The following is a 15,763-nucleotide window of genomic DNA, read 5'->3' on the forward strand; positions in this document are numbered from 1 at the left end:
CGCGAGAAGCCCCACTCACCCGCACCCGCCGACGCACCCGAACCCCCGAGCTATCAGGCGCCCGGAAATCACACCACCGGCGCGCCGTACCCGTCCTTCCCCGGCTCGGACTCGAACGGCTCGGGATCACGCGGTCCGAACAGCGCCGTCAATCCGAGGTGCACCAACAACGCGGCAAACGGCCACGCCAACAACGCCCCCTTCGCCGCGAGCTTCAGCGGCGCCGAGAACGTCACCCCCTGCCCGACCTCCTTCGCCCGCGCGGCGACATCGGTCCCGGGCCCGAGCCACACCCCGAGCCGCCATGCCACCACGGCCCCGAGCAGCCCGCCGATCAAGAGCCCCACGGTGAGCGGCACCCCGCCACGCCGGCGCAGCAGGAAGACGACGAGCCCGCTGAGCGCCCCCGCGCCCAGGGCCAGCAGTGTGAACGTCCCGTCGACACCCACGGCCTGCTCGCCCTCGGTGTCCTTGAAGTAGACGGCCGAGCCGTCGGAGACGAGCGGCACGTGCGGCGCGAGCCACCACCACAGGACACCCAGCAGCGCGCCACCGAGCAGCGCCATGACCACGGTGACGACGGCGGCCTCGATCACCTCGGTCCTGAGCCCGGGGCCGGCCGGCTTCTCCGGCTTCTCCGGCCCGTACCAGGGTTCCGCCCCGCCCCCACCGCTGGTGGGCGGCGGAGCCCACGGGTCGTTCGGGGACTGGTCGTGCGGCGGCGGTGGAGGAGTCAACGGTGCGGTCACTCTGCCATCGTGCCAGGCCCGCCCGCGCGCCGCGTCACCGGACGGCGGCCCGCCGGTACGCCCAGGTGGCGACGGCGAGCGAGACGACGCCGACCCCCGCGCACACGGCGAGGTTCCCGAGCACGAACGCCCAGTCGGGGTTCGGCCCGAACGTCCGCGCGAAAGCCTCCACGCCGTACGTCGACGGCAGCAGGTCCCGGGCGAACTGGACGAAGCCCGGCATCCGGTCGGCCGGCAGCACGCCCAGCAGCAGCGCCGCCGACATGCCGAGCTGTCCCAGCACGGTGGCCAGTTCCGGGCGCGGGGCGAGCAGCCCCAGCGCGGCGCCCAGGCCGGCGAGCGCGGCCCCGGCGAGCGGGATCACGGCGGCGAGCACCCAGAGGTGGGTCAGCGGCAGCCCGAAGAGCACACAGCCGAAGACGGCGGTCACGACGGTGCCCGGCACGGTGAAGGAGGCGTACGCCCCCGCCGCGCCCAGCACCACGGCCGCCGGCGGGACGGGCAGGGTCGCGTAGTGGTCGAGCCCGCCGCTGGACCGCAGCTGCCCGAAGTACTGGGCCAGCAGGTTCAGGGCGACGAACGCGACGACGAGCACCGACGAACCGGCGACCACGGCGTGCGCCTCGGCGCCGCCGTCCACCACCCCGCGCATCAGGATCATGATCCCGATCGACTGGAAGGTGGCGACGAACAGCAGCGGGATCCGCGCGACCCGCGCCCGGGACAGCTGCGCCCGGTACACCGCGCAGAGCGACGGCCACAGGCGCGCGCGGGGCCCGAGCTCGGCGGCTCCGCGCGCCACGCGCTCCTCCACCGCCAGGGCCTTGCCCGGCAGGATCTCGGCGGGTACGACACTCACGTCGAGCTGCTCCTCATCGCTTCGGCTGTCGCCCATTGTCGTACGGCTGCGGCTGCCCCGTCGTTCACCTGCGCACCGACTGTTCTCCGGCTCACGCCCGCGTCCCTCACCCCTTGACCAGTCCCTGCACGCTGCCCGCGCTGCCGCCGAGCGCGAGGTAGACGTCCTCCAGGCTCGGGGTGGCGAGGGTGAAGTCGTCGAGCGCCACGAAGGCGGCGCCCCCGGTCACGGTGGCCACCACGGCGCGCGCCTCCTCGGGTGCGAGCCGGAGCGTCCAGCGGCGCCCGGACTCCACCGCGCGCGGGCGCAGGACCGCGACCTCGGGCACGTCCAGCGGGGCCTTCTCCCGCCACACCAGGTCGACCCGCACCTCGCCCGCGACCTGCTCCTTCAGCCCGGCCGGCGTGTCGCAGGCGATGACCCGGCCGTGGTCGAGGACGGCGACCCGGTCGAGCACGGTCTCGGCCTCGATGACGTTGTGGGTGACCAGCAGGACGGTGGTGCCGGACTCGGCGCGCCGCCGGTCGACGGCGGCCCACACGGCGCGCCGGGCCACCGGGTCCATTCCGCTGGTGGGCTCGTCGAGCACGAGCAGCGGGCGCTCCCCGACGAGCGCGGTGGCGAAGCAGGCGAGCCGCCGCTGACCGCCGGACAGCTTCTTCAGCGGCCGCGCGGCGAGCCCGGTCAGCCCCAGCTCCTCCAGCACCGCGTCCCGCTCGGCCCGCGCCCGCCGTACGTCCAGCCCGCGCAGCCGTCCGGTGGTCTCGGCGGCGAGCGCCACGGTCAGCTCGTCGAGGGCGGTGGACTCCTGCCCCAGGTAGGCGAGGATCCGCGCGGCCCGCTCCGGGTGCCGCACGATGTCGTGGCCCAGGATCTCGACGGTGCCGTCGTCGGGCCGCATCAGCCCGGTCAGCTGTCGTACGAGTGTGGTCTTGCCGGCCCCGTTGGGCCCCAGCAGCCCGAAGATCTCCCCGCGCCGGACCTCGAGCGCCACCGCGTCGTTGGCCCGCACCTCGGGAGTCGCCGGCGTCCCGCGCCGTCCCCGGGTCGCCGGATAGGTCTTGGTGAGCCCCCGCACAGCGCACACGACATCCCCACCATGCCGGACCGCCTGTGCCGTACGCGTACTCACGAGGGACGAGCCTACGGGGTCCGGGGGGCCATCCCGTCTCCGGGGCACTGCAGCGCGCCCCGTCAGGGGCGCGGGGAACTGCGCGACCAGCCAGAATCAACCCGCAGTCGCCCGAAAACAGTCAGCCCCGGCCCGTGAGGCGCCCTTACCGCTCCCCCGCCGGCGCGTGCTCCACCCCGGTCCGCACATCGATCTCCCGCCAGAACCCGGCCCTGATCGCGTACCGGTCGTGCTCGTCGATCTGATCGTCCTTGTGCGCCAGCAGCCCGAACCGCGCCGCGTACCGCAGCAGCTCCCCGTCCACCCGGTGCGGCACCCTCGGATACATCCCCGACAGCTTCTGCAGATGCGACTGATCGGTCAGCCGGGCCATCCACCGCCGGGCGAACACCTGTCCGACCTCGAAGGGATCGCCGCCCACGGTCGTGATGTCCTCCTCCCGGTCGGCCCACCGCTGCTCCGCCGTCGTCAGCTGCGCCAGCGTCGGCATCGCCGCGGCCTCCGGCGGCTCCGCCGCGCCCCCGGGCCGGTCCACCCAGCCCTTGTCGGAGGACCACCTGAGCGTGGCGGTGGCCGGGTGCTGCACGGCGTGCGCCCCGGGCCCGCGCATCGCCGCGAGATCCTTCGGCGTCGGTACGCCCTTGGGGGCGGACGCCCGTTCCTCGCTGCCGTTGCGCGCGGCGCCGGCCGCCGAGGCGTGCTCGGGGTCTCCGGGCGCCCGCTCGGCGGCCGCCGCGAGCGCCGACTCGGGCAGCGGGGCCGACAGGATCGCGGCGATCTCCGGCCGCGGCACCGGCTGGGGCGCGCAGACCCCGCCGAGGTCCTTGGCCCGTACGGCCTTGGTGATCCACATCCGGTCGAGCACCCGCCGCTCGTCGGCCTCGGCCACCAGGTCCTCGGACTGGTTGTAGTCGCCGTCGGCGGCCTGGACGGCCCACAGGTGGACGGCGACGCCGTGCTCCTTGGCGGCCATCATGCCGGGCAGCAGGTCCCCGTCGCCGGTCACGAGGACCACGTCGGAGCAGGCGCGGTTGCGGGCCAGTTCGGTCAGTTCGGCGTGCATGGCGGCGTCCACGCCCTTCTGCGCCCAGCGCCCGTCGCTGCGGGTCAGCGCGCCCAGCCGGACGGTCACCCGGGGCATCACGCGCAGCCGGCGGTGCTCGGGCTGCGGAACGCGGTCGGGGGCGCCGTCGAACCAGTAGATGCGCAGCAACGGCCGTTCGGTGTCGGCCTCGGCGCGCTCGCGCAGCCCCTGGATGAGGGCGGCGTGATCTACGGTGATGCGGGAGCGGGAGGGTTCCCCGGCGAGGAGGCTGGCGGCCGCGCCGAGCAGATACCCGGCGTCCACCAGGACGATGCAGCGGTCCACGCGATCCACCCTCTTTCCGGGAGGTTTGCTTCGGGCTTCCTTCGAGTCTGCCCGACCGCGCGGAGGTTAACGGCCGGAACTCGATCTTCGGCGTGGCGTATCCGGGCGCGCGCCCCCTCTGCCACGGCCCGCGGTCGGACAACTCTCGTCACGGACGGTGATTTTCCGAAATGCGCACCTTGTCATGCTATGTGAGTCTGGTCGCGGCCCTGGCCCCTAGATCCCCCACAGGAGGCAGATCACCATGGCCAAGAACAAGAAGCAGGACCGAAAGCAGCCCCAGTCCGAGCGTGGTCAGCAGCAGGCCCAGCAGTCCTCGCTGGAGACGCAGGCCGAGCAGCGCGCGACCCAGGTGACGCCCGGCGACATGGCCCGCAAGGGCCGGCAGAAGCGCTTCGGTCACAACTGACATCTGCGTAAAGGCTGTTGCAGCCCAGATACACCGAGGGGCGCGTCCGGAAGACCGGATGCGCCCCTCGCGCGTTCACGCCCGTCGAACCCCGAGTCGGTCCGGGGTCCGGCCGGGTCCGCTCAGCCTGCCAGGCAGGAGGGTCCGAGCAGTACCTTCAGGTCGCCGAACAGGGCCGGGTCGGGCTTGACCCGGTGCCGGTCGAGGCGGAGCACGGTCGTCTTCGTCGGGCCCTGGAGCCTGATCCGGACCTCGCTGTCGCCCTTGTGGTGGGTGAGGATCTCGCCGAGCCGGCTGACCATGGGCGGGGTGACGCGGGTCGCCGGGATGGTGAGGATCACGGGCGCGTTGGTGCCCGCGTTCGACAGGTCGGGGACCTGCATCTCCATCGCGACCAGCCGCGGCACGTCCTCGCGCTTGTCGAGGCGGCCCTTGACGAACACGACGGCGTCCTCGACGAGTTGCGTGGAGACGAGCTGGTAGGTCGCCGGGAAGAACATGCACTCGATGGAGCCGGCCAGGTCCTCGACGGTGGCGATGGCCCAGGCGTTGCCCTGCTTGGTCATCTTGCGCTGGAGGCCCGAGATGATGCCGCCGATGGTGACGACCGCGCCGTCCGCGTGCTCGCCGCCGGTGAGCTGGGCGATGCCCGCGTCGGCCTTGTCGGCGAGCACGTGCTCCAGACCGAAGAGGGGGTGGTCGGAGACGTAGAGACCGAGCATCTCCCGCTCCTGGGCGAGGAGATAGGTCTTGTCCCACTCCTCCGTGGTGAACTCCACGTCGAGCCCGAAGCCCGGCTCGCTGGTGTCGTCCTCGCCCATGCCGCCGAAGAGGTCGAACTGGCCCTCGGCCTCCTTGCGCTTGACCGCTACCACGTTGTCGATCATCGGGTCGAAGTGCGCGGTGAGCCCCTTGCGGGTGTGCCCCATGGAGTCGAAGGCGCCCGCCTTGATCAGCGACTCCGTCGTCCGCTTGTTGCAGGCGACCGCCTCGACCTTGTCGAGGTAGTCCGGGAAGGAGGCGTACTTCCCCTTGGCCTTGCGGCTGCGGATGATCGACTCCACCACGTTCGTCCCGACGTTGCGGACGGCGGAGAGGCCGAAGAGGATCACGTCGTCGCCCTGGGCGGCGAAGTTCTGCTCGGACTCGTTGACGTTCGGCGGGAGCACCTTGATCTTCATGCGCCGGCACTCGTTGAGGTAGACCGCCGACTTGTCCTTGTCGTCCTTGACCGAGGTGAGCAGCGCGGCCATGTACTCGGCCGGGTAGTTGGCCTTGAGGTACGCCGTCCAGTAGGAGACCAGGCCGTACGCGGCGGAGTGGGCCTTGTTGAAGGCGTAGCCGGCGAACGGGACCAGTACGTCCCACAGGGCCTGGATGGCCTCGTCGCTGTAGCCGTTCTTCTTGGCGCCGGCCTGGAAGATGGTGAAGTTCTTCGCCAGTTCCTCGGGCTTCTTCTTGCCCATCACGCGGCGGAGGATGTCGGCCTCGCCGAGCGAGTACCCGGCGATGATCTGCGCCGCCTTCTGCACCTGCTCCTGGTACACGATCAGGCCGTAGGTGACCGCGAGGACCTCTTCGAGCGGCTCCTCCAGCTCCTTGTGGATCGGGGTGATCTCCTGGCGGCCGTTCTTGCGCTCGGCGTAGTTGATGTGCGAGTTCATGCCCATCGGGCCGGGCCGGTAGAGGGCCGAGACGGCGGAGATGTCCTCGAAGTTGTCGGGCTGCATCTGGCGGAGCAGCGAGCGCATGGGGCCGCCGTCGAACTGGAAGACGCCGAGCGTGTCGCCTCGGCAGAGCAGTTCGAAGGTCTTGGGGTCGTCCAGCGGGAGGGAGAGCATCTCCAGGTCGATGCCCTTGTTGGCCTTCACCATCTTGATGGCGTCGTCCATGATCGTGAGGTTGCGCAGGCCGAGGAAGTCCATCTTCAGCAGGCCGAGCGACTCGCACTGCGGGTAGTCCCACTGGGTGATGGTCACGCCGTCGGTGTGCCGCACCCAGATCGGGGCGTGGTCGACGATGGGCTCGCTGGACATGATCACGCCGGCGGCGTGCACACCCATCTGCCGGACCAGGCCCTCGACGCCCTTGGCGGTGTCGATGACCTTCTTCACGTCCGGTTCGTTCTCGTACATCGACCGGATCTCGCCCGCCTCGCTGTAGCGCGGGTGGGAGGGGTCGGTGATGCCGTTGAGGTCGATGCCCTTGCCGAGGACGTCGGCGGGCATGGCCTTGGTGAGCCGGTCGCCCATCGCGTACGGGTAGCCCAGCACGCGCGCGGAGTCCTTGATGGCGTTCTTCGCCTTGATCTTGCCGTAGGTGCCGATCATGGCGACCTTGTCGGCGCCGTACTTCTCCGTCACGTACCGGATCACCTCGACGCGCCTGCGCTCGTCGAAGTCGATGTCGACATCGGGCATGGAGATGCGCTCGGGGTTGAGGAACCGCTCGAAGATCAGGCCGTGCGGGATGGGGTCGAGGTCGGTGATGCCCATGGCGTACGCGACGATCGAGCCGGCCGCGGAGCCTCGGCCGGGGCCGACCGCGATGCCCTGCTTCTTGGCCCACATGATGAAGTCGGCGACCACGAGGAAGTAGCCCGGGAACCCCATCGAGATGATGGTGTCCATCTCGTACTCGACCTGCTTCATGCGGTCGTCCGGGATGCCGTCCGGGAAGCGGCGGTGCATGCCGCGCATGGTCTCCTCGCGGAACCAGCTGACCTCCGTGTACCCCTCGGGGATGTCGAACTTCGGCATCAGGTTCTTCGCCTCGAACATGCCGCTGGTGTCGATCTGCTCGGCCACCAGCAGGGTGTTGGCGCAGCCCTCCTGCCAGGCGTCCGAGGAGTCGATGGCGTACATCTCGTCCGTGGACTTCAGGTAGTAGCCGGTGCCGTCGAACTTGAACCGGTCCGGGTCGGAGAGGTTCTTGCCGGTCTGGATGCACAGCAGCGCGTCGTGCGCGGTCGCCTCGTGCGCGTACGTGTAGTGCGAGTCGTTGGTGACCAGGGGCGGGATGCCGAGCTTCTTGCCGATCTCCAGCAGACCGTCGCGGACCCGGTGCTCGATCTCGATGCCGTGGTCCATCAGCTCCAGGAAGTACCGGTCCTTGCCGAAGATGTCCTGGTACTCGGCGGCCGACTTCAGGGCCTCGTCGAACTGGCCGAGGCGCAGCCGGGTCTGCAGCTCGCCGGAGGGGCAGCCCGTGGAGGCGATGAGCCCCTCGGACCACTGGGAGATGGTCTCCTTGTCCATCCGGGGCCACTTCTGCAGCCAGCCCTCGGCGTACGCGTCGGAGGAGAGCTTGAAGAGGTTGTGCAGGCCGGTCTTGTTCGCCGCCCAGATCGTCTTGTGGGTGTAACCACCGGAACCGGACACGTCGTCCCGCTTCTGGTGGGGCTGGCCCCACTGGATCTTGCGCTTGTTGCGCCGGGACTCCGGGGCGACGTACGCCTCGATGCCGATGATCGGGGTGACGCCGGCCTTCTTCGCGGAGTGGAAGAAGTCGTACGCCCCGTGCAGGTTGCCGTGGTCGGACATGGCGATGTGGGTCATGCCCATCTCGTTGCACGCCTCGAACATGTCCTTCAGCCGCGCGGCACCGTCCAGCAGCGAGTACTGGGTGTGGACGTGCAGGTGCGTGAACGGCGGCTTTGACACGGCTTCGGCCTCCAGGGGACACAGGGAAAACAGGCGTGAACGACTTCCCCACGGGCTGCGGACAGTCTGGGGGACAGCGTCGAAGTCTATGCCTCGGCACTGACACGGCGAGGGGTGTCCCCCGTACCTTTCGGGGAGGAGTCGTGGGCACTCCCGTGCGCGCTCGCACGTTGTGATGTCGACCCACCCGTGATCCACCAGGAGGCACCCAGCGATGTCGGTTCCGAAGCTCAACGACGAGCGACGCGGTGAGGAGATCCTCGCCGTCTTCGACACCGCCTTCGGCCAGCTCCTGGCCGCCGACCCGGCCGCGTTCCGCGTGAAGTTCCGGAAGATGGCGGCCTCGGCCTTCGCGTTCTACCGGGGCACGGCGTGCCTGTTCTACAAGGACCTGGAGGAGGAGAACGCCGGGCGGGGTGGTGGGAGCGAAGGTGCCGGACCGTACCTGGACGAGCGCACCTCGCGCGTGTGGATCCACGGCGACCTGCACGCGGAGAACTTCGGCACGTACATGGACTCCACGGGCCGCCTGATCTTCAACGTGAACGACTTCGACGAGGCGTACGTCGCCCCCTTCACCTGGGACCTGAAGCGCTTCGCCGCCTCCGTGGCGCTCATCGGGTACGCGAAGGCGCTCAGCGACGAGCAGATCACGGAGCTGGTGGAGATCTACGCGGCCGCCTACCGCGAGCGGATCCACGCCATAGCGACCGGCGCCAAGCGGGACGAGGTGCCTCCGTTCACGCTGGACACCGCCCAGGGCCCGCTGCTGGACGCGCTGCGTGACGCCCGCTCGCTGACCCGCTTCGGCCTCCTGGACTCGATGACGGAGATCCGCGACTTCGAGCGCCGCTTCGCGCCGGGCGGCGGCTCCATCGAGCTGGACGCGGCCACGCGCTACAAGGTGCTGGCCGCCTTCGACGGCTATCTGGAGACGCTCCCGGAGTCGTCCCTGACCCGCCCCGACTCGTACCGGGTGAAGGACGTCGTCGGCCGCCGGGGCATCGGTATCGGCTCGGCGGGCCTGCCGTCGTACAACATCCTGCTGGAGGGGCAGAGCGACGCCCTGGAGAACGACGTCGTGATCTACATCAAGCAGGCCCAGACCCCGGCCGTCTCCCGGCACATCACCGACCAGCGGATCCGTGACTACTTCGAGCACGAGGGCCACCGCACGGTGATCTCGCAGCGCGCCCTCCAGGCGCACGCGGACCCCTGGCTGGGCTGGACCGAGCTGGACGGCGCCGGGCAGCTGGTCGCCGAGGTCTCGCCGTACGCGGTGGACCTGGACTGGAGCGACATCGACGACCCGGAGGAGATCGCGGCGGTCGTCGCCGACCTCGGCCGGGCCACGGCCACGATGCACGCGGCGGCGGACGACCTGACCGGGCAGTCCCTGGTGCCGTTCTCCACGGAGCGGGCCATCGACGCGGCGATCGCGGCGGACGAGGAGGGCTTCGCCCCGCTCCTGGTGGACTTCGCCCACGCGTACGGGGCCCGCGCGCGTGCGGACCACCAGATCTTCGTCGACCTCTTCCGCAACGGCCGGATCCCCGGCCTGTAGCCGTCCGAGCCGTCCGGCATCCTTTCGAACTCGTCACTCACAGGGGCCCTTTAGCGGTCCCTTACGGGTGAACGTGGGAGACTCTCCGACGCCATGGACATATCCGGGACCCACTTCAGAGCCGTACGCGCGGTGCTGTTCACGACGGTCGTCGTGACGCTCGGCACCGCGTCACACGTGCTGCTGTCCGGGGTCCCGCTCCCGCTGACCACCGTCGCCGCGATCACCGCCGTCGTCTTCGCCGTCTCGTACGCGCTGGCCGGCCGTGAGCGCGGCTTCGGACGGATCGCCGGCGTACTGATCCCGCTGGAGCTGGCCGCCGACACGGTGTTCACCGCGGGTCAGCACGCCTGCTACGGCGAGGCGGGCGGCCCCGTCACGGGTCCGCTGCGCCAGGTCGGGCTGGACGTGCTGTGCGGCGGCAGCGTCGGCGCACCGCTGGCGCGGGTCACCGGCGGCTCCGAACGGGCGGCGACACTGCTGGCGGGCGCCGGTCCGACCGCCGCCTGGCTGCTGCTCGCCGCGCACATCGGCGTGGGGCTGCTGGCCGCCGCCTGGCTGCGGCGGGGCGAGCGGGCGCTGGCCCAGCTGCTGGAGGCCGCGGTCGCCGCCGGTTTCCGGCCGCTGCTGCTCGCGGTCGCCTCCGTCCTGGTGCGGCCCGCTCCGGCGGAGCACCGGCCGCGGCGCGTCGCGGACCGTACGGCCACCGCCCGCACCCTCCTCTTCGCCCACTCCCTGGGACGGCGTGGACCGCCGTGCTCGGTCACGTTCGCGTGACCACCTTCTAGGCACGAGCACCTCCACGTCACACCCATCCGCGCACCCCGGGTGCGCGTTTCCCAGGGAGTCACCCTTATGAGCAAGCGGAACAGCAACGCGGCGAAGTCGGCGGCCCGTGAGCGGCTGCGTCTGGAGCGCGAGCGTCAGGCCAAGCGCGCGAAGGTCAGGCGCCAGGCGATCGTGGCGTCGTCGATCGTCGCGGTCCTCGCGATAGCCGGCGGCATCGGCTACGCCGTCGTCCAGAACAACAAGCCCACGAAGTGGGAGGCGGCCGCCGACGCCACGGTGGTCGCGCCGGCCAACTCCTCCGGCAAGAACGGCACGACCGTCCTGATCGGCGACTCCAAGTCCGACAACGTGGTCCACCTGTACGAGGACCCGCGCTGCCCGGCCTGCGCCAGCTTCGAGCAGACCGTCGGCGAGACGGTGAACAAGGGCATGGAGGACGGCGACTACAAGCTCTCCTTCACCCTCGGCACCTTCCTCGACGGCAACCTCACGGGCGAGGGCTCGAAGAACGCCCTCAGCGCGCTCGGCGCCGCCCTGAACGTCAGCCCCGAGGCCTTCCTCGACTACAAGGCGGCGCTGTACTCGGCGAAGTACCACCCGTCGGAGTCGACCGACGAGTTCGCCAAGGACAGCTATCTGATCAAGGTGGCGAACACGGTCGACGCGCTGAAGAACAACAAGAAGTTCCAGGACGCCGTCGAGAAGGGCACCTACGACGCCTGGGCGATGCGGATGAGCAAGTCGTTCACCGACGCCGAGGGGGTCGAGTCGACCCCGACCATCAAGATCAACGACAAGACGATCAAGAACCCGTCCTCGGTCGCGGACTGGGAGACGGCGCTCAAGGACGCGGGCGTCACGAAGTAGCGACCTGGCGACGTGGTGGCCGTAGCCGCGTGCTCGACGCGACTACGGCTACGGCTACGGCTACGGCTACGGCTACGGCTACGGCTACGGCGCGATGTACGGCTTGACGCGCTTGCGGTAGTCCTCGGGCCGGACCTCGTTGTAGTACTTGTCGGCGTCCTCGTCGTCCGAGGTGAAGATGTAGGCCGGGCACTCGTCGGACTCGACCTTGCCGCTGTGCGCGTACTGCTCCTTGCCGGTGCGCGCCTCGACGACCCGCAGCCGGTACGAGGTGTTGTACGTCTTGATCTTCAGCGGCTTGCCGTCGGCCTCCATGTCGCAGACCTTGCCGGTCGCGGTGGCCTTGGTGCGCTCGACGCAGACGACCAGCTCCGTCTGGGCCGGCTTGTCCTCGTAGCCGAGGAACCAGCCCTTGGGGAAGTCCCCGTCGAGGGGCACGCTGCTGTTCCAGCCGTCGCCGGTGCTGTTCATGAGCTGCGCCGGGTGCACCGTCTTCTTCGTACGGTCGTACGCCGGGAGTCCCGCGAAGCCGAGTCCGTCCGTGCAGACCCGCTCCAGGTCCTGGGTGGTCAGCGGAACCTCCGGCTCGTCGGCGGCGGCACCGGCCGACGACGACGAGCCGGCGCTGCCTCCTCCGGTGCTCCCGGTGCTGCCGCTGCTCCCGGTGGATGACGAGCACCCGCACAGGACTACACCCAGCACTCCGGCGGCGACCCACACCCGGGCACGCTGCATCGACGACCTCCCTGCCGAAAGTGAAAGAAGCAGGCAGGGCATGTCCCCCCGGGTCATGCCCTGTCCCCCCTGCCCTGCCGAGACAGCAGCGTGCCGGAGTCCGGGGCGCCGGGTATCGGGGAAGATCCCCCATGTAGTTGTGCGGCCCCTGTGAAACCGGGGGCTACTCTGTACGCGCCTCGAAGACGCGTGCGAGGAATGCCCGGAGGGGGTGGCGTACGGGGGCGGCGCCCCCGGCGTACGGAGGGGACGTGCGCGCGGCGTACGGGAGGCGTACGGGGTTGCCACGACCATCCCGACAGGGCGCAGGGGGCCTTGAGTTGTCGTCGTTCTCGTTGGAGCCGTCGTTCTCGCTGGAGCCGCCGGTCTCGTCGTTGTCCTCGCCCGCCCTGGTCGGCAGGGAGGCGGAGCGCGAGCTGCTGGCGGCCGTCGTCCGGGCGGGCCGGGACGGCCGGGGTTCGTCGGTGTTCGTGCTGGGCGAGCCGGGCATCGGCAAGTCCCGGCTCGTCGAGGAAGCCGCCTCCGCCGCCGCGCACGCCGGGGCGCGTGTCCTGCGCGGACGAGCCGCGTCCGCCGGGCGCGCGGTGCCGTTGCGCCCCCTGGCGGAGGCCGTGTTCTCCGCTTTACGGGGCGACGGGGCGCCCTCGGACGGGGATCTGGGCCTCTACGAGCCGCTGCTGACCCGGCTGTGCGGGCTGGCGCCGCAGGACGGCGCCCCCCTCGTCGGGTACGCCGAGGCGGTGCTCCGGCTCCTGCACGTCCTCGGCCGGGACGGCGGCTGCGTCCTGGTGCTGGAGGACCTGCACGACGCGGACGCCGACACGCTCGCCATCGTCGACTACCTGACCGACAACCTCTCGGGGCAGCGGACCGTCCTGCTGGCGACCCTGCGCGGCGAGTCCGGCCCGGCGCTCGACCTCGCCGGGGCCGCCACGTCCCGCCGTACGGCCCGGACGATCCGACTCGCCCGCCTCGGGGCGGCCGACACCGCCGAGCTGGCGGCCCGCTGTCTGGGCCACGACGCGGCCGAGGACGTCCCGGCCGCGGTACTGAACCGGCTGCACACCGTGTCCGAGGGCGTGCCCTTCGTCGTGGAGGAGCTGCTGCGCGCCATGATCGACGGGGGCGGTCTCGTCCGGAACGGGGACCGCTGGACGGTGACCGGCTCGCTCGACGCCGGTGTCCCCGCCACCGTCGCCGCGGCCGTCCTGCAGCGCGTGGACCAGCTGCCGCCCGCCGGTGTCGCCCTGCTGGAGGCGGCGGCGGTCCTCGGCCGCCGCTTCCCCGTGGACGTCGCCGCCCACGCCGCCGGCCTGGACCGCGCCACCGCCCTCGCCCAGCTCCGCCACGCCTCGCACGCCCACCTCGTCGCCGACGCCACCACCCCCGCCGACCCCGGCTGGCACTCCTTCCGGCACGCCCTCACGGCCGACGCCATCACCCGCCGCCTGCTCCCGGCCGAACGGGCGGCCCTGTGCCTGGCGGCGGCGGACGCGATCGAGGGGGCGTGGGGGGTGAGCGGCGAGAAGACGCCCCCGAGCGGGACGCGTTCCGACGGGCCCACCCCGACACGCCCGACCACCCCAGCCCCAGCGACCCCCGACACGCCGGTCCCCGGGAACACCCACTCCTCGGAGCCCCTTGGTGCTCCCGGCCGGACACAACCAGCCGACCCTCCCCGCACCCCGCCCACAGCCGCCGCTCTCTCCCCCGTCTCCCTCGGCGAGGCCGCCGGTGACGATCTGTACCGGCTCGCCGCGGAGTTGTGCGTCGCCGGGGGCCGGCCGGCGCGGGCGGCCGTGCTGCTCGCCCGGGCCGGTCGGCAGGCCGTCGCACGGGGCGCGCTGCTGACCGCCGTGGAACTCCTCGACCGGGGCCTGGAACTGATCGCCGACACGCCGGACGCGCCGCCCGAGGCCCTGGCCCGGCTGCTGGAGGAGCTGCTCGGCACGCTGGTCCTCACCGGGGACGTACGGCGCGTACCCGCACTCGGTGACCGGCTGGACCGTGTCCTGACGGCGGCCGGCGCGCCGGCCGGCCGACGGGCGGCGGGTTTTCTGACCCGGGCGCGGGCCGCGGCGACCGCGCAGCAGTGGGAGGAGGGCCTGACCGCCGTACGGCAGGCGAGGGACCTGCTCGGCGACACGCCCGACCCGGCGTCCCGCGCCGCGCTGGACGCGGTCGCTGCCCACCTGGTGCTCAACTCGCGGCGCCCGGACCGGCTGGAGAGTGCCCGCGCGCTCGCCGAGGGCGCCGTCGCGACCGCGGAGGAGGTGGGGCTGCCGGAGGTGGCGTGCAAAGCGCTCAACATGCTCGGCTACTGCCTGCGCCCCAAGGACCTGGGCGAGGCCGAGGACGCGTTCGCGCGGCTGGTCGCCACCGCCGAGGCCCACGCGCTGCCGGTGTGGCGGATCCGCGGTCTGCTGGAACTGGGCGTGCTCGACCGCGTCCGGTTCACCGGCACCGACCGGCTGCTCGCCGCGCGCGCGGCCGCCGAGGACACCGGCGCCGTGCTCATGACCGCCTGGGCCGACATGCATCTGACCCTCGCCCACATCCTGCGCGACGAGCAGGACCGGGCCACGGAGTCCGCGCGTCGCCTCCGGGAGACGGCCCGCCGACTGCGGTTGCGCGAGGTGGAGTTGATCGGCGCGGGCGTGGAAGGCATCATCGCCGCCGCGCTCGGGGAGCGGGAGAAGCTCGACGCCACCCTGCGCACGCTGGAGCGCGCGCTCGCCGGGCGCGGCGCGGGGGCACTCTGGGGCTACGCCGACACCTCCGTGTGGGGCTGGGCCCAGGGCATCTGCTCCCTGCTGCGGGAGGAACACGACCGCGCGCTGGCGGAGTTCACCGAGGCGGACGCCGTCATGCGGGCGCTGCCCAGCACCCGTGGCGTCACCGGCTTCCTCGGCCCGTACCTGCTGCTGCGCACATTGCGCGGCACGACCGACTGGGTCGAGCTCGACGGCCCCGGCACCGGGCGGCTCGCCCAGGTGCACTGGGACCGTCCCTTCGCCGGCTGGTCCCGGGCCGTCCTGCTGGGCCGCGAGGGCCGGGCCGCCGAGGCCGCCAAGACGGCGGAGGAGGCCCTGACCGACACCGCCGCGATCCCGCTGGCCGCCCACCTCTGTCTGCGGCTGGGCGCGCAGGCCGCACTCGCCGACGGCTGGGGCCGCCCCGTCGAATGGCTGCGCGCGGCCGAGCAGTTCTTCCACGAGCGGGGCACGACCCGGGTGTCCGCCGCGTGCCGGGCGCTGCTGCGCGACGCCGGTTCGCCCGTGCCGCGCCGCCGCCAGGGCCACGACACGATCCCGGCGGAGCTGCGCCGCGTGGGGGTGACCGCCCGGGAGTACGAGGTGCTGCGTCTGCTCGCCGCCAGGCTCGGCAACCAGGAGATCGCCGACCACCTCTTCCTCTCGCCCCGCACCGTCGAGAAGCACCTCGCCAGCCTCCGCCACCGCACCGACAGCCCCGACCGCGCGGCCCTGATCGCCCTGGCCAGACGCTATGCCGGGGACCGGTGACCGCCGGGGGAACGGCTCCCCGAAGCCCTGATCGCGGAGTCCGATCCGACGAACAACGCACGGCTGTCTGAACATTGAGCGGATTTCGGGCTTCTGTCTTACCT

11 protein-coding genes are annotated in these 15,763 nt (G+C 71.8%); 5 read left to right on the forward strand and 6 right to left on the reverse strand.

From position 1 onward, the window contains the following. Nucleotides 1-68: 68 nt before the first annotated feature. The 4 genes from L3078_RS12125 to L3078_RS12140 all read right to left on the reverse strand — a co-directional run bounded on the left by L3078_RS12125 (nucleotide 69) and on the right by L3078_RS12140 (nucleotide 4,109). On the reverse strand, nucleotides 69-749 hold the full coding sequence (locus tag L3078_RS12125) for a DUF2567 domain-containing protein (RefSeq protein ID WP_239753448.1): 681 nt from the start codon (nucleotides 747-749) through the stop codon (nucleotides 69-71). 34 nt (nucleotides 750-783) lie between these two features. After that, complete coding sequence (locus L3078_RS12130; RefSeq protein ID WP_239753449.1) at nucleotides 784-1,608, reverse strand: ABC transporter permease; 825 nt, start codon at nucleotides 1,606-1,608, stop codon at nucleotides 784-786. A gap of 106 nt (nucleotides 1,609-1,714) precedes the next feature. Beyond that, nucleotides 1,715-2,740 (reverse strand): ABC transporter ATP-binding protein, encoded by a 1,026-nt coding sequence (locus tag L3078_RS12135; RefSeq protein WP_239753450.1) that lies wholly within the window; start codon nucleotides 2,738-2,740, stop codon nucleotides 1,715-1,717. 145 nt (nucleotides 2,741-2,885) lie between these two features. After that, entirely contained in the window at nucleotides 2,886-4,109 is a 1,224-nt protein-coding gene (locus tag L3078_RS12140; protein ID WP_239753451.1) for an NYN domain-containing protein, read from the reverse strand. 244 nt (nucleotides 4,110-4,353) lie between these two features. Here L3078_RS12140 and L3078_RS12145 point away from each other — a divergent pair, with 244 nt between their 5' ends. Beyond that, on the forward strand, nucleotides 4,354-4,518 hold the full coding sequence (locus L3078_RS12145; protein WP_239753452.1) for a hypothetical protein: 165 nt from the start codon (nucleotides 4,354-4,356) through the stop codon (nucleotides 4,516-4,518). A gap of 122 nt (nucleotides 4,519-4,640) precedes the next feature. Here the strand turns inward: L3078_RS12145 and dnaE are convergent, their stop codons facing one another. Further along, entirely contained in the window at nucleotides 4,641-8,180 is a 3,540-nt protein-coding gene (gene dnaE, locus L3078_RS12150) for a DNA polymerase III subunit alpha (protein ID WP_239753453.1), read from the reverse strand. A gap of 214 nt (nucleotides 8,181-8,394) precedes the next feature. Between dnaE and L3078_RS12155 the strand changes: the two genes are divergently transcribed. From L3078_RS12155 to L3078_RS12165, 3 genes are all read left to right on the forward strand, one after another. Further along, on the forward strand, nucleotides 8,395-9,744 hold the full coding sequence (locus L3078_RS12155) for a DUF2252 domain-containing protein (protein ID WP_239753454.1): 1,350 nt from the start codon (nucleotides 8,395-8,397) through the stop codon (nucleotides 9,742-9,744). A 93-nt stretch (nucleotides 9,745-9,837) separates the two neighbouring features. After that, nucleotides 9,838-10,521 carry a hypothetical protein gene (locus L3078_RS12160; protein WP_239753455.1) on the forward strand — a complete coding sequence of 228 codons (684 nt, stop codon included), beginning with the start codon at nucleotides 9,838-9,840 and terminating at the stop codon, nucleotides 10,519-10,521. Between the two features lie 78 nt (nucleotides 10,522-10,599). Next, nucleotides 10,600-11,400 carry a DsbA family protein gene (locus L3078_RS12165; protein WP_239753456.1) on the forward strand — a complete coding sequence of 267 codons (801 nt, stop codon included), beginning with the start codon at nucleotides 10,600-10,602 and terminating at the stop codon, nucleotides 11,398-11,400. Nucleotides 11,401-11,484: 84 nt separating this feature from the next. Here L3078_RS12165 and L3078_RS12170 read toward each other — a convergent pair whose 3' ends face one another. Next, entirely contained in the window at nucleotides 11,485-12,135 is a 651-nt protein-coding gene (locus L3078_RS12170; RefSeq protein WP_239753457.1) for a hypothetical protein, read from the reverse strand. 320 nt (nucleotides 12,136-12,455) lie between these two features. On the opposite strand from L3078_RS12170, the gene L3078_RS12175 reads away from it, so the two are divergent. After that, complete coding sequence (locus L3078_RS12175) at nucleotides 12,456-15,659, forward strand: helix-turn-helix transcriptional regulator (protein ID WP_239753458.1); 3,204 nt, start codon at nucleotides 12,456-12,458, stop codon at nucleotides 15,657-15,659. The last annotated feature ends 104 nt before the right edge of the window (nucleotides 15,660-15,763 follow it).

This window comes from Streptomyces deccanensis, assembly GCF_022385335.1.
In the GTDB taxonomy this organism is placed as follows: domain Bacteria; phylum Actinomycetota; class Actinomycetes; order Streptomycetales; family Streptomycetaceae; genus Streptomyces; species Streptomyces deccanensis.

Excerpts from the sequence above, each read along its gene's own strand:
- L3078_RS12170 (WP_239753457.1), bottom strand. The coding sequence starts at position 12,135 with ATGCAGCGTGCCCGGGTGTGGGTCGCCGCCGGAGTGCTGGGTGTAGTC.
- L3078_RS12145 (WP_239753452.1), top strand. The coding sequence starts at position 4,354 with ATGGCCAAGAACAAGAAGCAGGACCGAAAGCAGCCCCAGTCCGAGCGT.
- L3078_RS12160 (WP_239753455.1), top strand. The coding sequence starts at position 9,838 with ATGGACATATCCGGGACCCACTTCAGAGCCGTACGCGCGGTGCTGTTC.
- L3078_RS12165 (WP_239753456.1), top strand. The coding sequence starts at position 10,600 with ATGAGCAAGCGGAACAGCAACGCGGCGAAGTCGGCGGCCCGTGAGCGG.
- L3078_RS12155 (WP_239753454.1), top strand. The coding sequence starts at position 8,395 with ATGTCGGTTCCGAAGCTCAACGACGAGCGACGCGGTGAGGAGATCCTC.